The 23,045-nt window shown below is 73.0% G+C and carries 22 protein-coding genes; 8 read left to right on the top strand and 14 right to left on the bottom strand.

Annotated features, from left to right (window positions below):
• The first annotated feature begins 67 nt into the window (after positions 1 to 67).
• Both MicB006_RS00910 and MicB006_RS00905 read left to right on the top strand, forming a co-directional pair.
• Positions 68 to 1,066 (top strand): diacylglycerol kinase family protein, encoded by a 999-nt coding sequence (locus MicB006_RS00910; RefSeq protein WP_116503215.1) that lies wholly within the window; start codon positions 68 to 70, stop codon positions 1,064 to 1,066.
• 74 nt (positions 1,067 to 1,140) lie between these two features.
• On the top strand, positions 1,141 to 3,099 hold the full coding sequence (locus tag MicB006_RS00905; protein WP_116503213.1) for a chromosome partitioning protein: 1,959 nt from the start codon (positions 1,141 to 1,143) through the stop codon (positions 3,097 to 3,099).
• Positions 3,100 to 3,147: 48 nt separating this feature from the next.
• On the opposite strand, the gene MicB006_RS00900 is transcribed toward MicB006_RS00905, so the two are convergent.
• Entirely contained in the window at positions 3,148 to 3,576 is a 429-nt protein-coding gene (locus tag MicB006_RS00900) for a DUF3151 domain-containing protein (RefSeq protein WP_073826804.1), read from the bottom strand.
• Positions 3,577 to 3,838: 262 nt separating this feature from the next.
• On the opposite strand from MicB006_RS00900, the gene MicB006_RS00895 reads away from it, so the two are divergent.
• A complete protein-coding gene (locus tag MicB006_RS00895; RefSeq protein WP_225980598.1) occupies positions 3,839 to 5,050 on the top strand; it encodes an LOG family protein in 1,212 nt (403 codons plus the stop codon).
• Between the two features lie 92 nt (positions 5,051 to 5,142).
• On the opposite strand, the gene fbaA is transcribed toward MicB006_RS00895, so the two are convergent.
• Both fbaA and MicB006_RS00885 read right to left on the bottom strand, forming a co-directional pair.
• Positions 5,143 to 6,165, bottom strand: coding sequence for a class II fructose-bisphosphate aldolase (fbaA, locus tag MicB006_RS00890; protein WP_073826807.1), 1,023 nt, complete (start codon positions 6,163 to 6,165; stop codon positions 5,143 to 5,145).
• Between the two features lie 162 nt (positions 6,166 to 6,327).
• A complete protein-coding gene (locus MicB006_RS00885; RefSeq protein ID WP_073826809.1) occupies positions 6,328 to 6,711 on the bottom strand; it encodes a phage holin family protein in 384 nt (127 codons plus the stop codon).
• A 137-nt stretch (positions 6,712 to 6,848) separates the two neighbouring features.
• Here MicB006_RS00885 and MicB006_RS00880 point away from each other — a divergent pair, with 137 nt between their 5' ends.
• Positions 6,849 to 7,058 (top strand): hypothetical protein, encoded by a 210-nt coding sequence (locus MicB006_RS00880; protein ID WP_116503211.1) that lies wholly within the window; start codon positions 6,849 to 6,851, stop codon positions 7,056 to 7,058.
• A 12-nt stretch (positions 7,059 to 7,070) separates the two neighbouring features.
• Here MicB006_RS00880 and MicB006_RS00875 read toward each other — a convergent pair whose 3' ends face one another.
• Complete coding sequence (locus tag MicB006_RS00875; protein ID WP_116503209.1) at positions 7,071 to 8,123, bottom strand: LCP family protein; 1,053 nt, start codon at positions 8,121 to 8,123, stop codon at positions 7,071 to 7,073.
• Positions 8,123 to 8,605, bottom strand: coding sequence for a SigE family RNA polymerase sigma factor (locus MicB006_RS00870; RefSeq protein WP_116503207.1), 483 nt, complete (start codon positions 8,603 to 8,605; stop codon positions 8,123 to 8,125). The genes MicB006_RS00875 and MicB006_RS00870 overlap by 1 nt, the downstream gene beginning before the upstream one ends.
• Positions 8,606 to 8,772: 167 nt before the next feature.
• Here MicB006_RS00870 and MicB006_RS00865 point away from each other — a divergent pair, with 167 nt between their 5' ends.
• The 4 genes from MicB006_RS00865 to MicB006_RS00850 all read left to right on the top strand — a co-directional run bounded on the left by MicB006_RS00865 (position 8,773) and on the right by MicB006_RS00850 (position 15,408).
• The gene (locus MicB006_RS00865) at positions 8,773 to 10,347 is read left to right on the top strand and encodes an LPXTG cell wall anchor domain-containing protein (protein WP_116503205.1); all 1,575 of its coding nucleotides are present in this window, start codon (positions 8,773 to 8,775) and stop codon (positions 10,345 to 10,347) included.
• A gap of 218 nt (positions 10,348 to 10,565) precedes the next feature.
• Positions 10,566 to 12,032 (top strand): 3' terminal RNA ribose 2'-O-methyltransferase Hen1, encoded by a 1,467-nt coding sequence (locus tag MicB006_RS00860; RefSeq protein WP_116503203.1) that lies wholly within the window; start codon positions 10,566 to 10,568, stop codon positions 12,030 to 12,032.
• Positions 12,029 to 14,545: a polynucleotide kinase-phosphatase gene (locus MicB006_RS00855; protein WP_116503201.1), complete on the top strand. Its 2,517-nt coding sequence runs from the start codon at positions 12,029 to 12,031 to the stop codon at positions 14,543 to 14,545. The genes MicB006_RS00860 and MicB006_RS00855 overlap by 4 nt, the downstream gene beginning before the upstream one ends.
• A 23-nt stretch (positions 14,546 to 14,568) precedes the next feature.
• Positions 14,569 to 15,408, top strand: coding sequence for a DedA family protein (locus tag MicB006_RS00850; protein WP_116503200.1), 840 nt, complete (start codon positions 14,569 to 14,571; stop codon positions 15,406 to 15,408).
• A 171-nt stretch (positions 15,409 to 15,579) separates the two neighbouring features.
• Here the strand turns inward: MicB006_RS00850 and MicB006_RS00845 are convergent, their stop codons facing one another.
• From MicB006_RS00845 to MicB006_RS00805, 9 genes are all read right to left on the bottom strand, one after another.
• Positions 15,580 to 15,957 carry a helix-turn-helix transcriptional regulator gene (locus MicB006_RS00845; protein WP_007454255.1) on the bottom strand — a complete coding sequence of 126 codons (378 nt, stop codon included), beginning with the start codon at positions 15,955 to 15,957 and terminating at the stop codon, positions 15,580 to 15,582.
• Positions 15,958 to 16,014: 57 nt separating this feature from the next.
• Positions 16,015 to 16,554 carry an orotate phosphoribosyltransferase gene (gene pyrE / locus MicB006_RS00840; protein ID WP_030500558.1) on the bottom strand — a complete coding sequence of 180 codons (540 nt, stop codon included), beginning with the start codon at positions 16,552 to 16,554 and terminating at the stop codon, positions 16,015 to 16,017.
• Positions 16,555 to 16,697: 143 nt separating this feature from the next.
• A complete protein-coding gene (locus MicB006_RS00835; protein WP_116511047.1) occupies positions 16,698 to 17,507 on the bottom strand; it encodes an SDR family oxidoreductase in 810 nt (269 codons plus the stop codon).
• Positions 17,504 to 18,286, bottom strand: coding sequence for a hypothetical protein (locus MicB006_RS00830; protein WP_116503198.1), 783 nt, complete (start codon positions 18,284 to 18,286; stop codon positions 17,504 to 17,506). Before MicB006_RS00830 ends, MicB006_RS00835 begins: the two co-directional genes overlap by 4 nt.
• A 72-nt stretch (positions 18,287 to 18,358) precedes the next feature.
• On the bottom strand, positions 18,359 to 19,150 hold the full coding sequence (locus MicB006_RS00825) for a preprotein translocase subunit SecG (RefSeq protein WP_116503196.1): 792 nt from the start codon (positions 19,148 to 19,150) through the stop codon (positions 18,359 to 18,361).
• 67 nt (positions 19,151 to 19,217) lie between these two features.
• Positions 19,218 to 20,216: a hypothetical protein gene (locus MicB006_RS00820; RefSeq protein WP_192900246.1), complete on the bottom strand. Its 999-nt coding sequence runs from the start codon at positions 20,214 to 20,216 to the stop codon at positions 19,218 to 19,220.
• 64 nt (positions 20,217 to 20,280) lie between these two features.
• Positions 20,281 to 21,849, bottom strand: a complete 1,569-nt coding sequence (locus tag MicB006_RS00815; RefSeq protein WP_116503192.1) for a polyamine aminopropyltransferase — start codon at positions 21,847 to 21,849, stop codon at positions 20,281 to 20,283.
• Positions 21,846 to 22,619 (bottom strand): hypothetical protein, encoded by a 774-nt coding sequence (locus tag MicB006_RS00810; protein ID WP_116503190.1) that lies wholly within the window; start codon positions 22,617 to 22,619, stop codon positions 21,846 to 21,848. The genes MicB006_RS00815 and MicB006_RS00810 overlap by 4 nt, the downstream gene beginning before the upstream one ends.
• A complete protein-coding gene (locus MicB006_RS00805; RefSeq protein ID WP_043327571.1) occupies positions 22,619 to 23,041 on the bottom strand; it encodes a DUF350 domain-containing protein in 423 nt (140 codons plus the stop codon). Before MicB006_RS00805 ends, MicB006_RS00810 begins: the two co-directional genes overlap by 1 nt.
• Positions 23,042 to 23,045 lie beyond the last annotated feature (4 nt).

Here is a 23,045-nt window from a genome sequence, read left to right as displayed (position 1 = left end):
GGTGTCAGGCTAACAAGTAGTGACGGCGGGACCAGCAGGGGTTGGTCGAGAAGCAGGAGGCTCCTTCGTGTACGACGTGGTGCTGCTCACCCTCGGCTCGGAGCGGGACGCTCCCGGTGGTGGCTGCGGCAACGGCGGCGCCTGCTGCGGCGGCGCGGACGACACCGCCGCCGAGACCGGCGAGGAGCGCTGCGAGACGCCACGCGTACCGGTGCTGGCCTGCGCGGACGAGCTGACCGCCCGGGGTGCCCGGGTGACCACGGTGACCGCCCGGTCGGACGCCGAGATCGACGAGGTGCTGGCCCGGCTCGACGGCCCGCCGCGCGCCGACGGCCTCACCTGGCCGGACCCCGACGGCAAGACCCGGCTGATCGTCGCCACGGCGAGTGACGGTCAGTTGCGCGCCGTCCTGCGCCGGCTGGTCCGCCGGTACGCTCCGCCGCCGAGCCGCCGCCCCGCCGACCTGGCCGAGAACCGGACGGTGCCCGACCTGCCCCCGGTCGGCGTACTCCCGCTCGATCCGGCCCGGTCCGGAACGGCGCGCGACCTGGCCGCGCAGCTCGGGCTGCCCCGCGACCCGGCAGGGGTCGCCGCGGCGGTGCTGGACGGCACCCCCCGGCGGCTGGACCTGCTGCGCAACGACGGCGGCTCGGTGACGCTCGACGGCGCGCTGCTCGGCGCCGCCGACGACGCCGGCCGCCCGCTGCACTGGCGGGCCCGGGTCGAGGTCGACGGCACGGTGCTCAGCGACGGCTCCGAGCCGATCACCGCCTGCGCGATCGGCAACGCGGGCGGGTACGCGCGCCTGGGCGAGGTGGACCTGCTGGGCGGCCCGGATCCGGCCGACGGCCGGGTGACGGTGGGCGTCGCCGTACCAGTGGCGACCCGGTCGGCGTTGGGCCGGAAGAAGGTCCGGCTGGAGGTACGCCGGGCGCGGGGACGTGCGGTGGCGGTGGTGCCCCGCGACGAGAAGGTGCCCTTCCTCGACGACGGCGTCGAGGGCGAGCTGACCCGCAAACGCTCCTGGTGGACCGAGCCGGGGGCCTGGGCGGTCTGGACGGGCTGACCTCGGTCGATCCCCGCCCGGCTCGCGCCGCTGGCCGTACCGCCTATCCTCGGCGGAAGGAATGGGGAGGAACCGTGGTGCACGACAACGACGACCGGGCCCACCTGCCGGGTCGAGGGCAGGTGCCGGAGCGGGACGTCGAGCCGCTCTGGCCGCCGGAGGAGACCGACGGTGCGGTCACCGCCCCGCCCTGGGCGGCCGTACCCTGGCCGCTCCCGCCAGCCGACGCTCCCACGCCGTCGGCGGCGGACGTCCCGGGGCCACCGGCGCCCGCGGTCGACCTGGACCTGCCGTTCACGCTCGACCAGCCGTCTCCCGCCCCGGCGCCGGCCCAGCCGGGACCGGGCTCACCGGTCACGGCCGCCGCGTATCCCGCGCCCGATCCCGACCCGGCCGCCTATCCCGCGTCGCAGGTCGCGGCCGATCCCGATCCGGCCGCCGCGCGCACATCGCCGGACCCGGCTGACATGCGGACGACAGCCGACCCGGAGGGCACGCGGACAACGGCGCGCTCGGCCGACGCGCGGACGACAGCCGAAGCGGACGGCGAGGGCGCCGGGAACGGCCGGGCCGTGTCGCCGTGGGCCCAGCCGCCCCAGCGCGCCACTGCCGACTCCGCGCCGGACCTCGTTCCCGCTGACGGCGACACGCCGGGGTCCGGCAGCGACCCGGCGCGGGCTGTCCACGCCGACGGCGCAGTCTCCGGCCGGGCCCCGGTCGCCGGCACACCCCTACCGCCGCCCGACACCGCCCCGGTGACGGGCCGGGCTCAGGTCGCCGGGGCGGTGTCGCCGGGTACGGGTGAGCCCGCGCCGGAGCCGCCGCGCCTCGGGCCGTTCCCACCGTCGCCTGGCGTGCCGACGCCGCCGTCGCCCTACGGCAACGGCTACCCGCAGACCGGCTACCAGCCCCAGCCCGGCCAGCCCGGCTGGTACCCGCCGCCCGGCTGGACGCCACAGGCCGGCCCACCGCAAGCCGGTCCACCGCAGGCCGGAACGCCGCAGCCGGGCGCCCCGGTGCCACCGCAGGTGCCCGCCCCGCCGGTGTCCGGCCCGGCCGCGCCCCCGCCGGCGTACCCGGAGCAGGGCTGGACGCCGCAGCAGGCGGTGCCCCCGACCGCCGAGGACTTCGCCCGCCGCCGTCAGGCCAGACCGGTCGATCCGGTGGCCACCATGGGCGTACGCGCGGTGGTCAACAAGATCGGGCTGGTCCGGCTCGCGCCCGGGCAGCACGAGCAGGAGGTGAAGCGCGACATCGAGATGGTCCGCCGCAACTTCGGCGGGCTGCGCCAGGTGACAGTGGTCAACCCGAAGGGCGGCGCCGGCAAGACGGTGGCCATCCTGCTGCTCGCCATGACGTTCGGCCAGAAGCGCGGCGGATACGTGCTGGCCTGGGACAACAACGAGACCCAGGGCACCCTCGGCATGCGGGCGCAGCAGGACTTCCACGCCCGTACGGTGCGCGACATGCTGCGCGACCTGGCCCAGTTCCAGGGGCCGCACGGCCGGGTCGGCGACCTGTCGCAGTACGTCCGCTCGCAGGGCGAGGGCATGTTCGACGTGCTCGCCTCGGACGAGTCGGCGACCGGCGGCGAGATGCTCACCGCCGCCGCGTTCGCGGAGATCCGCGAGGTGGTCAGCCGGTTCTACAAGCTGATCTTCGTGGACACCGGGAACAACGTCCGGGCGCAGAACTGGCAGGCCGCGATGGACGCCACCGATCAGCTCGTGGTCACCATGTCGGCCCGCAACGACTCGGCCGAGACCGCCGCCCGGATGCTCGACCACCTGGAGCAGAGCGGCCGGCAGCGGCTGGTCCGGCAGGCCGTGACAGTGGTGTCGATGCCGCCGTCCCGCAAGGAGATCGACCTGCCGGCCATCCAGGCCCACTTCGCGGCCCGGACCCGGGCGGTGCTGCTGGCGCCGTACGAGCGGCTCATCGACACCGGCGAGCCGCTGCGGTACGGGCAGCTCTCCTCCGCCACCCGGGACGCCTGGCTCAAGATCGCCGCGTCGGTGGCCGAAGGACTGTAGGGACGGGCGCGACGGCCGGCCGCAAGATGCCGGCCGTCGCGGGGCGGGTCAGTCGCCGGACAGCGCGTCCCCGGCGGCCGGGTCGCAGTCGCGGAGGAACTGGGCGCAGCGGGCCGCCTCGTCCGCCTCACCGATCTCCCCCGCGGCGCGGGACAGCACGTAGAGGCAGCGCAGGAAGCCCTGGTTGGGCGCGTGCGACCAGGGCACCGGGCCGTGCCCCTTCCAGCCGCTGCGGCGCAGCTGGTCCAGGCCGCGGTGGTAGCCGGTGCGGGCGTACGCGTACGCCGTCACGACCTGGCCCGCGGCGAGCGAGCGGCCGGCCAGCGCGGCCCAGGCCGCGCTGTAGGTCGGGAAGCGGGCCGCGACCTCGGCGTACGCCTCGTCGGTGCCCTGCTCGGCCGCCGCCGCCAGCGCGGCGTCGGCCTCCTCGTGGGTCGGGAGCAGGGTGGCCGGTGGCTCAGGCAACAGGTTCTGCATCGCCCCATTCAACCCGCTTCGCCCTCGGGTACGCGAGGGGCCTCGCCCGTACGGTTGGCTGAACGGCTGAGGGTTTCGTCACGCCTGCGGCGGGAGCGCACGTACCCGCGGCCCATGCCGCCGGCGTGGTTCTTGCACTACAAATACAGATCCGGAGCCTCCCCAGGACCCGGTTACGCAGGAGCCGGGCGGCGTGCCCGCCGGGCTCCTGTCGTTCCCGCCCCCGGTTTCGGCACTTGCCGTGCGGGGGCAGGATGACGGGGTGCCGACCCCACCACCCGCGGACGTCATCGAGCCGCACGCCCCCCACGTCAACGAGATCGAGACCCGCACCGCGTTCGAGCAGCGGCTGGCCGGAGGGACCCTGGCCGGGCTGACCGTGCAGGGCCTGCGCCTCGACCTCGACCCGGTCCCCGACCTGCGCGACGTCGACGTCACCGGCACGCTCTTCGTGGGCTGCCGCTTCGCCGGCCGGGAGGTCGGGGCGGACCTGGTCCGGCGGGGCGCCAACGTGGTCCCGCCCTTCTCCGGGCTGCCCTACCCGACCCAGCCGTCGCACCTCTACACCGCCGACGAGTTGGCCGCCGGGTTCGCCGAGGGCGGGTTCGCCGGGATGTACGACACCCGGGTGTACGCGCACTTCCGGGCGCACGGCGGCGCGCTGCCGGACGTACGCGAGGCACTCGGTCAGCGGCTGCACGACCACGGCGTGGACAACGCGCTGGCCGACGCCACCCGGTCGTGGCTGGCCGCGCACGGGCCGCAGTCCGTGGTGGGGGTGATGGGCGGACACGCGGTACAGCGCGGCAGCGCCGCGTACCGGATGGCGGCGGTGCTGGGCTGGGAGCTGGCGCGGGCCGACCGCCTGGTGGTCACCGGCGGCGGTCCCGGCGTGATGGAGGCGGCGAACCTCGGCGCGTTCCTCGCGGCCTGGCCGGCCGAGGAGCTGTCCGCCGCGATCGACACGCTCGCCGTCGCGCCGGACTTCACCGACCACGAGCGTTACACGGCGGCGGCGCTGGCGGTGCGCAAGCGGTACGCGGACGGCCCGTCGCTGCCCTCGCCCCGCCCGTCGGCGCCCGGCACCGAGTGGGCCCGTTCCGGCGGGCTGGCCATCCCCACCTGGCTGTACGGCCACGAGCCGGCGAACCTGTTCGCGGGGCGGATCGCCAAGTACTTCTCCAACGCCATCCGGGAGGACACGATCCTGCGGCTGGCCCGGGGCGGCATCGTGTTCGCGCCCGGCCGGGCCGGCACCGTGCAGGAGGTGTTCCAGGCGGCCACGAAGACGTTCTACGGCACGGACGGGGCGAGCGGGGCGTACGTCTTCCTGGACCGCACGTACTGGACCACGGAGTTGCCGGTGGAGTCGCTGCTGCGGCCGCTGTTCGCCGCGTCCCCGTTCGGCGACCTGTCGCACACGATCCACCTGACCGACGACGTCCGCGAGGCAGTCACCCTCCTGGTGCGGTGAAAGGAAGGGCCCCTTATTAACGCCTGCGGTAGAGGAAGGGCCCCTTATTAACCACAGCGGTTAATAAGGGGCCCTTCCTTACACGCAGAGGGTCACTTCATGGTGGTGCCGGTGGAGCGCAGGTGCTCGCAGGCCTCGACCACACGGGCGGCCATGCCGGCCTCGGCGGCCTTGCCCCAGACGCGCGGGTCGTACATCTTCTTGTTGCCGACCTCGCCGTCGACCTTCAGCACGCCGTCGTAGTTGCGGAGCATGTGGTCCGCGACCGGGCGGGTGAAGGTGTACTGGGTGTCGGTGTCGATGTTCATCTTCACCACGCCGTAGTCCAGCGCCTCCCGGATCTCCGACAGCAGCGAGCCGGAGCCGCCGTGGAAGACCAGGCTGAGCGGCTTGTCCTTGCCGTACTTGGCGCCGACCGCGTCCTGGATCTGCTTGAGCACCTCGGGGCGCAGCTTGACGTTGCCCGGCTTGTAGACGCCGTGCACGTTGCCGAAGGTCAGCGCCGCCATGTAGCGGCCCTTCTCGCCCAGGCCGAGCGCGTCGACCATGGCCAGGCCGTCCTCGACGGTGGTGTAGAGCTTGTCGTTGATGGCGTTCTCGACGCCGTCCTCCTCGCCGCCGACGACACCGACCTCGATCTCCAGGACGATCTTGCCCTTGGCGGCCTCGGCGAGCAGCTGCTCGGCGATCTCCAGGTTCTCCGCCACCGGCACGGCCGAGCCGTCCCACATGTGCGACTGGAACAGCGGCTCCTGGCCGGCCTTGACGCGCTCCTGGGAGATGGCCATCAGCGGCCGGACGAACTTGTCCAGCTTGTCCTTCGGGCAGTGGTCGGTGTGCAGCGCGATGTTCACCGGGTACTTCTTGGCGACCTCGTGCGCGTACGCGGCGAACGCCACCGCGCCGGTCACCATGTCCTTCACGGACGGGCCGGACAGGTACTCCGCGCCGCCGGTGGAGACCTGGATGATGCCGTCGCTCTCCGCGTCGGCGAAGCCCTTGAGCGCCGCGTTCAGCGTCTGCGAGGAGGTCACGTTGATCGCGGGGTACGCGTACCGGCCGGCCTTGGCCCGGTCCAGCATCTCCGCGTAAGCCTCAGGGGAAGCGATGGGCATGTCGAACGCTCCTTACTTACCGCTCTCGGCCGTGCAGGCCGCTGTCTTCCATGGAGGCGACCGTTCCGGCCGCTGACGTCCACGGGTGCGCCGGACCGCGCTGTCCACCGCGGGCAGTATCCCGTAGGAGCGCGCACGGGGCACAACCGGCCCGGGCGCTGCTCACCGATTCTCCAGCCGGTCCGGCACGACGACGCTGATCAGCCAGCTCACCACCGCGACCACGATGGCGCCCCAGAAGGCGGCCCAGAAGCCGTCCACGTGGAAGGGCAGCTTCAGCACGCCGGCGATCCAGTCGGTCAGCAGGAACAGCAGGGCGTTCACCACGAGCGCGAACAGGCCGAGCGTGAGCAGGTAGAACACGCAGCCGAACACCTTGATGAGCGGTTTGAGCACCGCGTTGACCACACCGAAGACCAGCGCCACCACGATCAGGGTGAGCACGTTGTTGCCGGTGTTACGGCCGCTCACCTCCACCCCGGGCACGATCAGCGTCGCGATCCACAACGCGACAGCGGTGATCGCCAGTCGGATCAGAAAGCCCATGGCAACCATCCTGGCACCGGCCGTGCGCCGGGAGCGGGACAATCGCCGACTCCGCGTTCCGCCCGCCACCGGGCGGCGGCCCGGACCAGCCCGTACGGTGGTGGGGACGATGCCCGCACGGAGATCAGGGAGGGACGATGGGGCAGCCCGACGAGGACTTCGCGCCCAGTGACCACCTCGCCCCGGAGGAGCGGGATCTGGAGGCCGAACCGGCGGACGCGGTCGAGCAGGCCACCGCGGTGACCGACGACAGCGACGGCGAGCCGCACCGCGGCATGGAGGTCGACGACTGGGACGCCATGGAGCAGGCCCGTGTCGTCACCGCCGACGAGGACGACTACCGCTGATCCGGCGCCGGGTCACCGCAGGCTGGTGACCCAGGCCGGGTGGGCGGCGGCCCACTGCCCCAGCCGGTCGGCCCGCAGCGCGTCCAGGAGCCCCGGGGTGAGTTCCGGGTCCGGCTCGTAGCCGCGACCGTTCCACTCGGCGAGCACAGGGAAGGCAACCGCGACCGGCTCCGCCGCGGCTGCGCGGCCGCTCGCGGCCACCAGCGCCGGCAGCGAGAGGTCGCCGGTGTCGACCGTGACGGCCGATCCGACCCGCAGGAGCAGCCGGCCGAGTTGCGCCGGGTCCGTCGCCGTCCCCTGCTCCCGCATCTGGTGGAGCAGGCCGGCGGCGTAGCGCGCCGCGTTGCGGTCGCGGTCCAGTCCGCCGTCGCGCAGGCCGTACCGCTGCCGCAGCAGGTCCACCGCCGCCGCGCCGTTGAGCCGCTGGCATCCGGACGGGAAACGCCGCTCGGTGTGCACCGAGCGAACCGGCTCCGGCAGGCAGACCGGTACGCCGCCGACCGCGTCGGTCAATTCACGTGCCCCCGGGTACGTGAGCACCGCGCCGGCGTCGACGCGTACCCCGGTCAGCCGGGCGACCGCCTGGCGGGTCGCCCGGAAGCCGGCGGCCAGGTCGGTGCCCGAACCGGCGGCGCGGGAGAAGGTCGCGTTGAGTTTCTCCAGTCCGCCTTGCTCCGGCGTGGGCACCAGCAGGTCGCGCGGGAGCGACACCAGGTAGAGCCGGCTCCGGTCGGCCGGCACGTGCACCAGCAGGATCGAGTCGGCACGGCGGCTGCCGGCGGCCTGGTCGACGCCGGGCAGCAGCACGTTCAACGCGCCGCCGGGCGCGGGCTCCGGCGTGGCGAGCAAGGGCGCCGCCGTGGGCGCCGGTGGCCGGGGCGCCATGGCGGTGAAGCCGCCGAGCGCGACGGCGGCGACCGCCAGCGCCGTGCCGGCCAGGCGTACGCGCCGACGGCGCCGACGGCGAGTGATCACCGCCCGGTCGACGGCGGCCCGGACCGGGCCGACGGGCGGGGTCGACTCCTCAAGGCGGGCGAACGCGGCCCGCAGTTCGTCCTCGATCATCAGGAGACCTCCACGAGTTCGGCTCGGAGGGTGGCCAGGGCGCGCGAGATGCTGGACCGGACGGTGCCCACGGCGCAGCCGAGGATCTCGGCTATCTCCCCGTCCGGCAGGTCCTCGTAGTAGCGCAGCACCAGGGCGGCGCGCTGCCGCCGGGGCAACCGGGCCAGCCAGGACCGGACCTGGTCCCGGTCCACAGCGGACTGGGCGTGGTCGGCCGTGGCGGGCACCGAGTCGTCGACCTCGCCGCGCAGCAGCACCCGTCGCGCCCACGAGCCGCGCCGCCAGTCGATGAACTGGTTGGTGAGCATGCGGCGCACGTACCGCTCCGGGACGTCGCTGCGAGCCACCCGCCGCCAGTGGAGCTGGACCCGGACCATGGTTTCCTGCACCAGGTCCTGGGCCTGGTGCGGGTCTCCGGTCAGCATGACCGCGTACCGCAGCAGGGCGCCCAACCGCGCGTCGGCGAACTCCTCGTACGTCACTGCACCTCCCGGTGTCCGATTGATGGACGGTCCCGGGCAGCTGGAACATTGCGGTGGCGCCGATCATCCGTTCGGTCAATATTCATGATGTGGGACAACGCGATCCTTTAAGGAATCTTTAAGCTCCGTGGGCTCCACCTGATCACCCCCACGGGAGGACCCTCTTCATGCTCAGCAACTCCAGCCGGCGTCTACTCGCCGGGTTGGGCGTCGCAGGCGCGTTCGTCGCCGCCTCCGCCACACCCGGCTTCGCGGCGGACCCGAAGGTCAATCTCGGCGTCTACTTCAGCGACACGACGATCGCCGCCGATTCGGACGGCAAGATCGACTACAGCATCATCCGCAGTTCGGGCTCGGTCGTGCTGCACGACCTCACCGTCCGCTACGACCTCACCGGGCTCGCCGGCAAGGTGACCGTCGGCGAGGAGGAGAACACCGGAACGGACTGCACCTCGCCCTCCGCGAACGTGCTCGTGTGCACGACGCCGTGGGAGGTGGAGCTCGACGAGTGGGGCCTCTCCGGCATCTTCCCGGTGCAGATCAAGCCCACCGGCAAGGCCCAGGACGGCGACACCGGCACGCTCAAGGTGACGCTGTCGGCGAACGGCTTCGACAGCGTGTCGCACGAGGCCAAGGTGCGCGTCGGTGAGGGCGTCGACCTGGCGGCCGGCCCGGAGACCACTGTGTCGGCAGCTCCGGGCAAGAGCTTCACCGCGCCGCTGAAGGTGACGAACGTCGGCGAGACCACCGCCAAGGGCGCCGCCGTCGTCTTCTACAACGACTACGGCATGAACGCCGCCAAGCACTACAGCAACTGCACGTACGTCGGCGACGAGCTGCGCACCTGCCGGTTCGACGAGGAGCTCTCAGCCGGCAGCACGTTCGGCGCGACGCTGCCGTACGCGCTCGGCGCGGACACCATGGCGCCCGGCTCCCGGTACGGCGAGATCATCTGGATGACCCCGGACGAGTTCGAGGACTTCGAGAACTACCTCGGCAACTACGACGTGACCATCGGCAAGCCGGGCACCGACGGCAAGCTGACGCTGGCCGAGGCCGCCGGCCGGGCCGCCGCGCGGGGTTTCCAGGCCGACCCGCGGCCGGAGAACAACGGCACGTACCTGCAGGTGAAGGTCACCGGCAACAACAGCACCGACCTGGAGGCGCTCGGCGCGTCGGTCACCGGGAAGGCGGGCGCGACCGTCAAGGCGACGGTGGGGCTGCGCAACAACGGCCCGGCCACGCTCGACTACAGCCGCTCCGGCAGCTCGGTCACGTACCTGACCTTCGACGTGCCGAAGGGCACCACCACGACCGCCGTGCCGGAGAACTGCTCGCCGGTGAAGGGCGACGAGTGGGGTGAGCCGGGCAAGCCGGGCGCGCGTCACTACCGCTGCTACTTCGACTCGTTCCTGAAGGCCGGGGACACCGTGAAGCTGGACTTCGGCCTGAAGATCGACAAGGTGATCGCCAACGACACCGGCCTCGTGAAGATCAACGTGCCGTGCCAGTGCGACGGTGGCTTCTACCGTGACCTGAAGCCGGCCAACGACACCGCCAAGGTCGTCGTCAACGCGGCGCCGGGTGGCGGCGACGGTGGCCAGGGCGGCGGTGACGGCGGCACGCTGCCGATCACCGGTTCCTCCACCGGCCTGATCGCCGGCATCGGCGCGCTGCTGCTCGCCGCCGGCGCGGTCGGCTACGTGCTGACCCGCCGCCGCAGGACCCGCTTCGTAGCCTGACGAGAAGCACAAAGGTGCCCCGCCGACCAAAGGTCGGCGGGGCACCGCCACATAGAAGCAAAAGACACCCAGCAGCACGCCGGTCGACGAAGCCGGACCAGGTCGGGTTTCCGGGGGAGCCCGGCCTGCGCAGGGATCAAGCCTGACCGCCCGGAGCAGGCCGGGCTCCCCCGGAAACCCCCACGACAGAAACCAGCAAGAAACGAGATCATCGACAAGTGCTGCTGACCCTGACCACGACCCACCGCCCCGCAACCGACCTCGGCCACCTCCTGGTGAAGCATCCGGACCGCGTGCAGACCTTCGATCTGCCCGCCGGCGCCGCGCATGTGTTCTATCCGGAGGCGGACGAGGCTCGCTGCACGGCGGCGCTGCTGGTCGAGGTCGATCCGCTCAAGCTGGGCGGCGGCCGGAAGAATCGCGCGCCGGAGGGCTTCGCGCTCGGGCAGTACGTCAACGACCGCCCGTACGCGGCCTCCAGCCTGCTCTCGTCGGCGCTGTCGAAGGTGTTCCGCTCCGCCCTGCGCGGCGAGTCGCGTGACCGTCCCGAACTGGCCGCGAGCGCGATCCCGCTGACCGTACGGGTGCCGGTGCTGCGCTGCCGGGGCGGCGCGGAGCTGGCGGTACGGATCTTCGCCCCGCTGGGCTGGACCGTGACTGCCACCCCGATCCCGCTCGACGAGACGTACCCGGACTGGGGCGACAGCCGCTACGTCGACCTGACGCTGACCGGCACGCTGCGGCTCGCGGACGCCCTCAACCACCTGTACGTGCTGCTGCCGGTGCTCGACGACGCGAAGCACTACTGGGTGGCGCCGGACGAGGTGGACAAGCTGCTGCGCGCGGGTGCCGGCTGGCTGGCCGGTCATCCGGAGCGGACCCTGATCACGCGGCGCTACCTGGCACACCGCCGGGCGCTCGCGGGCGTGGCGATGGCCCGCCTGACGGAGCTGCGGCTGGCCGACGAGCCGCCCGCAGACGACAGCATCGACCCCGCGCCCGGAGAAGCCCCGGTGGCGGAGGACGTCCGCCGCGCCTCGCTGGCGGTACGGCGGCGGGAGGCGGTGCTCACCGCGCTGCGGGACAGCGGCGCGAGCCGGGTGCTGGACCTGGGCTGCGGTGGCGGCGCGCTGCTCACCGCGCTCGTCGCCGACCGGCGCTTCACCGAGGTGGTGGGCGTCGACGTGTCCGACCGGTCGCTCGGCCTGGCGGCCCGGCGGCTGCGCCTGGACCGGCTGCCGGAGCGGCAGCGGGACCGGATCCGGCTGTGGCAGTCGGCGCTGACGTACCGCGACGACCGGCTCCGGGGGTACGACGCGGCGGTGCTGATGGAGGTCGTCGAGCACGTCGATCCGCCGCGCCTGCCGGCGTTGGAGGACGCGGTGTTCGGTCACGCCCGGCCGGGCACGGTGGTGGTGACCACCCCGAACGTCGAGCACAACGTCCGCTACGAGGGGCTCGGGCCGGGCCGGTTCCGGCACGCGGACCACCGGTTCGAGTGGACCCGGGCCGAGTTCGCCGCCTGGGTGGCGCGGGTGGCGGCGGCGCACGGCTACACGGCTGTCATCGGCGGTGTCGGCGACGACGACCCGGAGGTGGGCGCGCCGACCCAGATGGCGGTGTTCACCCGCGCCGACCGCGATGAGAACACCAGCAACGACCGGAAGGAGGCGACGAACCGATGACCGTCCTGGACATCCCCGAGCTGGCACTGGTGGCGCTCGTCGGCGTCTCCGGCTCCGGCAAGTCGACGTTCGCCCGGCGGCACTTCGCGCCCAGCCAGGTGCTCTCCTCGGACACGTTCCGCGGGCTGGTCGCCGACGACGAGAACGACCAGTCGGCGTCCGCGGACGCGTTCGACGCGCTGCACCACGTCGCCGCCATCCGGCTGCGCCGGGGACTGCTGACAGTGGTCGACGCGACGAACCTCCAGCCGCACGCCCGCGCCGGGCTGGTCCGGGTCGCCCGGGAACACGACGTGCTGCCGGTGGCGATCGTGCTGGACGTACCGGAGGCGGTGGCCTGGGAGCGTACCGAGGCGCGCGCCGACCGCACGTTCGGCCGGCAGGTGCTCAACCGGATGCGCCGCGACCTGCGGCAGTCTTTCGGGCGGCTGGCCCGCGAGGGCTTCCGCAAGGTGCACGTGCTGCGTGGGGTGGAGGAGATCGACGCCGCGGAGATCCGCTACGAGAAGATGTTCAACGACCGGCGCGAGCTGACCGGGCCGTTCGACGTGGTCGGGGACGTGCACGGCTGCCGTACCGAGCTGGAGGCGCTGCTGTCCCGGCTCGGCTACGTGCTGCGCCGCGACGACGCGGGCCGCCCGGTGGACGCGGCGCACCCGTCGGGGCGTACCGCGGTGTTCGTCGGTGACCTGGTGGACCGCGGCCCGGACTCGCCCGGCGTGCTCCGCCTGGTGATGGGCATGGTGGCGGCCGGCCACGCGATCTGCGTGCCGGGCAACCACGAGCAGAAGCTGCTGCGCAAGCTGCGCGGCCGCGACGTCAAGCTGACCCACGGCCTGGCCGAGACGATGGAGCAGCTCGCCGCCGAGCCGCCGGAGTTCGTCGCCGAGGTGGAGACGTTCATCGACGGCCTGGTCAGCCACTTCGTGCTCGACGGCGGCCGGCTGGTGGTGGCGCACGCCGGGCTGAAGGAGGCGTACCACGGGCGGGCGTCCGGCCGGGTGCGCTCGTTCGCGCTCTACGGCGAGACCACCGGCGAGACCGACGAGTACGGCCTGCCGGTGCGCTACCCGTGGGCGCGCGACTACCGGGGCTCGGCCATGGTCGTGTACGGGCACACGCCGACTCCCGAGCCGGAGTGGGTGAACAACACCATCTGCCTGGACACCGGTTGCGTGTTCGGCGGGCAGCTCACCGCGCTGCGCTACCCGGAGAAGGAGCTGGTCGCCGTACCGGCGGTGAAGAAGTGGTACGCCCCGGCCCGGCCGCTGGTCCCGCTCACGCCGGCGCGGCCGGACACCGTGCTGGACCTGGCCGACGTGACCGGGCGACGCCACGTGACCCACCAGTACGGGTCGCTGACCGTGCCGGCCGAGAACGCCGCCGCCGCGCTGGAGGTGATGAGCCGGTTCGCGGTCGACCCGGGCCGGCTGGTGTGGCTGCCGCCGACCATGGCGCCCTGCTCCACGTCGACAGTCGAGGGGTTCCTGGAGCACCCGGCCGAGGCGTTCGCCGACTACCGGGCGGCCGGTGTCGACCGGGTGGTCTGCGAGGAGAAGCACATGGGCTCGCGGGCGGTGGTGCTCGTGGAGCGGGAGCCGGGCCGGTTCGACGGCGGGGTGGTGCACACCCGTACCGGTAGGCCGTTCTTCGACCCGCCGCTCGACGGCGAGCTGCTGGCGCGGGTGCGCGCCGCGGTCACCGCCGCCGGTCTCTGGGCCGAGCTGGGCACCGACTGGCTGCTGCTCGACGCCGAGCTGCTGCCCTGGTCGGCGAAGGCGAGCGGGCTGATCCGCGAGCAGTACGCCGGGGTCGGCGCGGCCGGGCGGGCGGCGCTGCCGGCGGTGCTCGCCGCGCTGGACACCGCCGCCGGGCGCGGGCTGCCGGTGGACGGGCTGCACGCCCGGATGGCCGACCGGGCCGCCGAGGTCACCGCCTACTCGGCGGCCTACCGGGCGTACGTCCGGCCGACCGACGGGCTGCGCGGGGTGACGCTGGCGCCGTTCGCGGTGCTGGCCGGGGCCGGGGTGAGCTACGCCGACCGCGACCACGGCTGGCACCTGGCGCTGGCCGACCGGTTCTGCGCCGCCGACCCGGAGTTCTTCACGCCGACCCGTCGGCGGGTGGTGGAGCTGGCCGACGAGGCGGCGGTGGCGGACGCGACCGAGTGGTGGCTGGCGCTCACCGCGAACGGCGGCGAGGGCATGGTGGTGAAGCCGTACGCGGGCCTGGCCGCCCGTGGCCCGAAGGGCTCGCTGCTGCAGCCGGGAATCAAGTGCCGGGGCCGCGAGTACCTGCGGATCATCTACGGTCCCGGGTACACGGAGGCGGGTCAGCTCGCCGCGCTGCGCCGGCGCTCGCTGGGCCGCAAGCGCGGGCTCGCGCTGCGCGAGCACGGCCTGGGCCTGGCCGCCCTGGACGCGCTGGCCGAGGACGCGCCGCTCTGGCGTCGCCACGAGCTGGTGTTCGCGATCCTCGCCTGCGAGTCCGAGCCCGTCGATCCCCGCCTCTGACGAGGACGCCCGGTCCGGCCGAAATGCCGGACCGGGCCGGGGTACCCTGTGTGGCCGTGGACACAGCAGAGAAGACACGGATGTTCTCCGAGAGCGTGGCTCTGAACCCGCTCGATCCGAAGGACCTCATCCACACCTTCGGCATGATCGGCGTCTGGGTCATTCTGTTCGCCGAGACCGGGCTCCTGGTCGGCTTCTTCTTCCCGGGCGACTCGCTGCTGTTCCTGGCCGGGGTGGCCGCCTCCCCGGTGGCCGACGCCATCTTCGGCGACGGCACCCGCCTGTCCCTGGCCGGTCTGATGATCGGCGGGCCGCTCTGCGCCATCGTCGGCGCGCAGCTCGGGCACTGGCTGGGCGCCCGGTACGGCCGCCGCATGTTCGAGAAGCCCAACTCCCGGCTGTTCAAGCGGGAGTACGTGGAGAAGGCGGAGTACTACTTCCAGCGGTTCGGGCCGGCGAAGGCGGTGGTGCTGGCCCGGTTCATCCCGATCGTGCGGACGTTCCTCAACCCGGTGGCCGGGGTGCTCGGCATGCCGGCCCGCCAGTTCTTCGTGTGGAACGTGGTGGGCGCGGTCCTCTGGGTGGACGGCATCCTGCTGATCGGCTACCTGCTGGCCCGGCAGATCTACGACGCCATCGGCGACAAGATCGACAGGTACATCCTGCCGGTGGTCGCGTTGATCATCGTGATCTCGGTGCTGCCGATCTTCTTCGAGTTCCTGCGGGACCGGCGGGCGCGCAAGCGCGGCGAGGCGGTCGCGGTGATCACCGCGGCGACCGTGGCCGGCACTGTGGAGGCGGCTCGCGAGGGCATCGAGGAGCACCGGCCCGGCCACGGAGACGGCGGGCAGCACCGCCGCTGAGCGCGTTCAGACACCGAAAGCCGGCCCTCGGGCGAGGACCGGCTTTCGGCATGACTCATCGAACCGGGTCACACGAACGGCCGCAGCCGTCATCGTGCGCTGATGGCGCCACCCCTCGCACGCCATCGGGCACCCGGCCGGGACGACCCTCGTCGGGTCGGCCCGAAGGTTTCAGCGAGCCTTCTTGGTGGCCCGCTTCCGCGGCGGGGTGAGCAGATCCGCGATCGTGGCGATCGCGGACGGCACCAGCCGGTAGTACGCCCAGACCCCGCGCTTCTCCCGCTCCAGCAAGCCGGCCTCGGTGAGGATTCGCAGGTGGTGGCTGACCGTCGGCTGCGAGAGGCCGAGCGGCGCGGTGAGGTCACACACGCACGCCTCCCCCTCGGGAGCCGACTGGATCAGGCTGAGCAGCCGCAGCCGTGCGGGGTCCGCGAGGGCCTTGAGGACCCCCGCGAGCCGCTCGGCGTCGGCGCGTTCGATCGGCTCGCCGGCAAGCGGCGAGATCTGAGGCATGGTCATTTCAGCCAACGCAGTTCCCACGTATTCCATCCTTCCACCAGCAGCATCGATCCGCCTGCATATCAGCAGATCCGAATCGGCAGACTTTTACGCCACAAGGCCGAGGTCAGCCAACGTATAGGCCGCCCTATAGGGCAATCCGGCGGCTCGCACCGCGTCGCCGGCGCCTCGATCAACAATAACCGCCACACCCACCACTTCGGCCCCCGCCTCGCGTAATGCCTCGACCGCCGTCAACACACTTCCGCCAGTGGTGGAGGTGTCCTCGACCGCCAGGACCCGGCGACCGGCCACGTCCGGACCTTCGATCCGGCGCTGGAGGCCGTGCGCCTTGCCCTCCTTACGGACCACGAACGCGTCCACCGCGTCGTCGGTGCCGGCCGAGGCGTGCAACATGGCGGCGGCCACCGGATCGGCGCCCAGGGTCAGCCCACCAACCGCGTCGTACGCCCAGTCGGCGGTCAGGTCGAGCATGACCCGACCGATCAACGGAGCCGCTTCGTGATGGAGCGTGACCCGGCGCAGATCCACGTACCAGTCCGCCTCGCGACCCGACGAGAGCACGACCCGGCCGTGGACCACAGCCAGGTCACTGATGAATTTGCGCAGGTCGTCGCGGTCGCCCATGGCCCAAGAGCGTACTTCGCAAGTCTGAGCGCCGTGCTCGGGGTCCGCCCTGGTCAACCCAGTGGGCGACCGATGGGTGGCGATGAGCGGCTACGCTGTGCGACCGTCCATCCGGGCCGGCCGCCGATCCGGCCCCACACCGCTCAGCCGCGTCGCCGGTCGACCGCGCCCCGGGTGTCCCGGTTGAAGCCCCGCAGCAGGCGCTTCGGCGCGTACCGCAACCCGGCCACCGCGACCTTGTACTTCCAGTCCGGGACACTCACGAACTTGCCTTTATGCAGGTCACGGAGCCCTCCGGCGACCACATCGTCGGCGCGCAGCCAGGCCCAGGCGGGCAGGCGCGACATGTCGATGCCGGCCCGCTCGTGGTTGCCGGTGCGGGTGTAGCCGGGGCAGAGCGCCATCACGCGTACGCCGAGCGGCGCGACGGACTGGCCGATCGACTCACTGAAATTCGTCACCCACGCCTTGCTGGCCGAGTACGTGGATCCCGGCATGGGGACACCGAAGCCCGCAACGGAAGAGACATTTATCACTGCCCCGTCACCTTGTTCGATCATCGGACCGAGCGCGGCGTGGGTCAGGCGCAGCACCGCGAGCACGTTGAGCCGGACCAGCCGTGCCTCGTCGGCCACCGGCGAGCGGACGAACGAGGTGTTCAGGCTGATCCCCGCGTTGTTCACCAGCAGGTCGACCCGCGGACCGTCGGTCAGCCGGCGCTCGACCGTCGCGCAACCGTCCTCCGTGGACAGGTCGGCGGCGATCGTCTCCGCGTCGCCGCCGTGCCGGCCGGTCAGCTCCGTCGCGAGCGCGTCGAGCCGGGCGGCGTCCCGGGCCACCAGGACGAGGTCCCAGCCGTCGGCGGCGAGCCGCCGGGCGAACGCCTCGCCGATGCCCAGGCTGGCGCCGGTCACCAGGGCGCGGCGCCGGGAGGGGTGGGTTTCACCGGTCATGGGCGGTCCTCCGGAGGCGGCGGGAACCCGCCCGGCGGCGCGGGCGGAGCGGACGGGGGCGGCGAGGTCGCCGGCGGTGGCGCCCACGCCGGGGCGGACGCGGGCGGCGCGGACGGCTGGTGCAGGCCGGGCGGCGGTCCCCAGGGCGTCGGACCGGAGGCGGGCGCGCCGGACACCGTGACGCCGTAGCCGGACGGCCGGGCCGGTCCGGTGCCGCGACGCAGGAACGCGCCGGCCGACGGCAACGTGAGCAGCGCGGCGACCACCAGGTAGCCCAGGATCTGCGCCACCGACACCGCCGCGTTCACCGGGATCCACCACGCCGGGTACGCGTCACCAACCAGCCCCAGCAGGTCGGCGGTGATCCGGTCCTCGGGACCGAGTTGCAGCGGGGCGGCCCGCTGGCCGACCAGCAACGCCAGCCCGCAACAGCCGCAGAGCAGGCCGGTGCCGGCGACGACCCAGGTTCCCACGCGGGCGCCGGACCGGCCGGCGAGCAGGCCGAGCGCCAGCCCGACCAGCAGCAGCGCGGCCAGCACGCCGAACACGGCGGCCAGGTAGGTCGAGGCGCGCAGCAGGCCGGCCACCTGGTCGATGTCGCCGCCGCTCGCGCCGGTCTCGTCCGCCGCGGCGGCCCGGAACCGCTCCACCGTGCCGCCGGTGACGGCGAGGTTGGCCACCGCGTACGCCACGGCGCCGACCGCCATTGCCAGCAGCACCGCCACCGCGGCGAGGACCGTGCCCGGCCGCCGGGGTGCGGCCCGATCGGGGTACGACACGACTGATCCCTCCGGTAGGCGTCGGGTTGCAACCTACTCGGAGGGATCGTCGGCGTCGCCGCAATCCGGACGTCAACTTCCGGGCGGCGGCTCCGGGTCGCGGCGCTCGCCCGGCTGACCGCCCGGCCCGGCCGGCGGCTGACCGGCCGACGGCGGCTGACCGCCCGGCGTGGACGGCGGCGGGGTGCCGGGAGCCGGCGGGTACGCCGGGTCGCCGGTCGGGCCCGGGTACGACGGGTACGACGGCTCACCCGGGTGCCCCGGGGCCGCCGGGTACGCGCCGCCCGGTACCGGCGGCTCCCAGCCGGCCTTGGGCTTGCGGAAGAACTCGTTCGCCTTCGGCAGCGCCAGCAGGATCAGCGCGGCCAGCAGGGCGAGCAGTGCCACCAGGCCCAGCAGCAGGTTGACCGGCGTGTACCAGGACGGCAGAGCGTCGTCGAGCCGGCGCTGGATCTCGTCCGGGCTGGGCATGTCACCAGTGGTGCCGCCGCCGGTCATGCCACCGGTGAGGCCGGTGAGCAGCCCGCCGCCGGTGCAGCAGAACAGGATGCCGCCCAGCACCCAGGTGGTGATCCGGGAGGCGTTCTTGCCCCTGTTGTTCAGCAGCGCGAGCACGACGAGCCCGGCCGCGAACAGCAGCGACAGGATCGCCGTGGCGATGCTGAACACGTACGCGATGTCGGCGGCGCCCTCGGCCGAGGTGCCCGCGTACGCGTCGGTGAGGACGTCGCGGACGGTGCCCACGACGGACAGCGCCACGATCAGGTTCACCACCTGGATCACGGCGACGAGAATGAGCAGCCAACTGGAAAGCGTCACCACACTGGGACGCACGCGGGGCGCGGTGCCCGGAGCATCGGCCATGATTCTCCCTTCCTGGATCAGGTGACCACCGTAGCGATCTCGCACCAGGTCAGCACGCCGGAACGGCTCACCGGTCCTCGGCGCGGCGCAGCCGTCGGTGCTCGGCGGTGACCACGCCGAGCAGCGCCAGGTCGAGCGCGACCGCGGAGACCGCGCCGAACTGGTTGACGGTGAAGTTGAAGACCTGCCCGAACAGCAGGTCGACCAGGAGCGCCAGCTTGAACAGCCGGAACGCCTCGGCCCGGTTCCGCCGCAGCAGCCAGGCGGCCCAGAGGCCGAGCACGGCGGTGATCAGCGCGGTGGCGCTGACGCCGAGCACCGCGCCCCACTCCCGTTCCTGGTCCAGCTGGCCGGTGACGCCGTCCAGGACCACCGCGACAACTGTGAGCACCGGCTCCACCACCAGGTAGACCACCACCGGCCAGACCAGCCAGCGGCGTCCGGCCGCCCAGGCGGCGAGACGCCGGGCCCGGTCCGCCGCGCGCTGCCAGACCCGCACCGGCGGCGGTTCCCGGTGGGGTACGGCGTCCAGCAGGTGCGCCATTGCGGTCTCGGTGGCCGGTCCGGTGCCCTGCACGAGACGCAGCACGGCGATCCGCCGCCTGTCGGTCAGCCCGGCGGGCAGGCCGCTGAGCACCACGTCCAGCGCGTTGGCGGTGCGCTCGGCGGGGGTGAGGCGGGATCGGCCGGTGCGCCCGCGTACCGCCTGGGTGAGCAGGACCAGCAACGCGAACGCGACGTAGATGATGGCGGCGGCGGGGGCGTAGAAGTAGTCAGTGCCGGTGGTGACGAACTTGCCCACCTCGTCGATGAACAGCCCGAACCCGATGCCGCCGACGATCGCGCCGCCGGTACGGGCGCCGCCGCCGAGGAAGACCAGCGGGATCCCCAGGCCCACGGCGAGCAGCAGACCGCCCCAGAGCACGTGCGCGATGTGCAGTCCGCCGCCGCCGAGCTGCGGATAGTCGGTGGCCTTCAGGTACGCGCGCACGGCCAGCACGGTGACCACGCCGGAGAGCACGAACGCCTGGAGGTAGGACGCCGCCTGGATCGCCCGGGTCGGCAGCCGGCGGACCAGCCAGCCGATCCCCGGCCGGTAGCGCGGCGATTCGGGTGGCATGCCCCGAAACCTAGTAGCCGCGCCACTCCTCGCGGGCGTAGTCCAGCACCCTGGGCCGCAACAACGTGTTGGCCGGCACGTCGAGCCGGGCCCGGTCGGCGGGGAACGCGGCGGCGGCGGCCAGCACCGCCGGGGTGAGGAAGCGCAGCGGCGGCGGGTCGTCCGGCAGCGCCAGCTCCGGCGCGACGTCCCCCGGCGCGGCGAGCACGAAGCCCCAGTCGCCGAAGCTCGGCACGTCGACGTGGTACGGCACGGTGGCGAAACCGGCCTCGCGGATCGACCGCTCGATCGACCAGTACGACCGGGGCGCGAAGTAGGGCGAGCCGGACTGCACCACGAGCCGCCCGCCGGGGGCCAGCACCGGCCGGATCAGCGTGTAGAACTCGATCGTGTAGAGCTTCGCGGTGGCCGTCTCGTCCGGGTCGGGCAGGTCGGCGATCACCACGTCGAAGCGGTCCGTGGCGGTACGCAGCCACGCGAACGCGTCCAGGTTCAGCACCCGCACCCGGGGGTCGGTGAGCGAGCCGCCGTTCAGCTCGCGCAGCTGCGGTTCGCGGCGGGCCAGCTCGACCACTGCCGGGTCGAGGTCGACGAGCGTCACCGAGCGCACGTCCGGGTACTTGAGGATCTCCCGCGCGGCCAGCCCGTCCCCGGCGCCGAGCACCAGCACGTCGCCGTGCGCCCCGCGCATCGCCGGGTGCACGAGCGCCTCGTGGTAGCGGTACTCGTCGATCGAGCTGAACTGGAGGTCGCCGTTGAGGAACAGCCGCAGGTCGGTGGCGGCGTGGCCGGGCTCGCGCACCGAGCGGGTCAGCACGATCTCCTGGTAGCGGCTGCGCTCGGCGTGCACCACCGGGTCACGGTAGAGCTGCTGGCGGGTGGTCACTTCGAAGTCGTGGGCGGTCACCCACGCGTACCCGAGAAGCAGGCCGACCACGACGGTGGCCGCGCCCAGCGCGGCCCGCGCCCGCCGGCTGAGTTCGGCGCGGAACACGGTGAAGACGAGCGCCACACCGGCGACCGCGTTCACCGCGCCCACCACGAGCGCACCCTTGAGCTGGCCGAAGACCGGGATCAGCAGGAACGGGAAGGCGAGCCCGCCGAGCAGCGCGCCCACGTAGTCGGCGGCGAACAGATCGGCCACCGCGCTGCCCGCGGACTGCTCCCGGATGCGTTGCAGCATCACCATGAGCAGCGGGATCTCCGCGCCGATCAGCAGGCCGAGCACGAACGCGGTACCGACGAGCGCCGGGCCGTACAGGTCGAGCCAGGCGAACGCGGCGTAGAGGCCGAGCACGGAGAGGCCGCCGAGCAGCGCCAGCGTCAGCTCGATCACCGCGAACGAGACCACCGCCCGGGACTGCAACGGCTTCGCCACCAGCGCGCCGACGCCCATCGCGAAGACCATCACGCCGAGCACGATCGACGCCTGGCCGACCGTGTCGCCGATCAGGTAGCTGCCGAGCGCGACCAGCGCCAGCTCGTACACCAGGCCGCAGGCCGCGCAGACGAAGACCGCGAGCAGGACCGCCGCGCGGGCCAGGCGCCACCGCGGCCGTGCGGCCACGTCGGCGGTCACTGTCCCGTCCAGGTACGTCCGGCGGCTCCCGCCCCGGCGCGCTGCGCGGGCACCCGTCCCCGGTGGCTGCGGCGCTGCCGCAGGCCCACGGCGATGAACAGCGCGGCGAGCAGGAAGAACCCGGCCGAGGTGAGGATGTAACCCCACCGGTCCCGCCAGAAGTCGTTGCCGGCGTCCGGCAGCGGCGCGGCGGCGGTGGACGGCGCGGCGGTGGGCGCCGCGGCAGGTCCGGCGAGCCCTCGCTCGGCGGCGAGCAGCGGCAGGATCGTGGCGGCCCGGGTGACGGCCCAGCCCGGGTCGTCGAGGAACGCGTCCGGGTCCAGCCCGAAGCGGCCCAGCCCGGTTTCGATCGCGCTCAGGTCGGCGAACTCGATGTCGTCCGAGCCCTTGATCCGGATCGTGGCGGAGTCCTCCGACTCGCTGCTCGACGAGGTGTACCTGACGTTCGCGGAGACCGCGATCCAGCGCGCGCAGCCGGGCGCGTCGATGACTGTGGTGCCGTCGCCGAGGTTGGAGCCGACGCTCACCTCGTCGTACACGTCGAGCAGTTCCCAGCCGTAGCAGATGCCCTGGCTGTCGGCGGCGGCCCGGAGGATCGGCACGGTGCCGGAGCGTTCGTCGGCGGCCGGCGCGGGGACGGAGGTGTCCGAGTCGCCGCTGAACACACCGATGGCGCAGACGACCACCACGATCCCCACGACCACGGACCAGATCACCGTCTGCGTGCGCTTGTCCTTCCCCGCCGAATGCTGTGCGGGCTTTCCGCTCATCAGATGATTGCGGCTGCGATGATCGCGCCCGTGGCGAGGTGCACGGTGGCCGAGACCCACACCGCCGGGTGCGGCTCCGGGTCGACCAGCAGCTCACCGAGCTTGCCCGGAGTGGCGGCGTCGAGCAGCATGAACGCCACCGCCATGATCACCAGGCCGAGGATGCCGTACGCGCCCGCGCCGATCAGCCCAAGCCTGAAATCGTTGTCGCTGGCCACGATCGCGGCCACCACGATGGTGCCCACCCCGACCAGGTTCGACGAGAGCAACAGCGCCGCGTTGCGGTTGCGCTCGACCCAGATCAGCTCGTGAAGCTTGCCCGGGGTGGCCACGTCGACCAGGACGTAACCGATGGCCATCAGAACGACGCCGACCACGCCGTACGCGAGGGTGACCAGCAGATCGGTGACGAGATGCTGCACAGAA

It is taken from the genome of Micromonospora sp. B006 (genome assembly GCF_003408515.1).
GTDB lineage: Bacteria > Actinomycetota > Actinomycetes > Mycobacteriales > Micromonosporaceae > Micromonospora > Micromonospora echinospora_A.
Note: the sequence above shows the minus strand (reverse complement) of the source record. Positions and strands in the feature narration are given on the sequence as shown.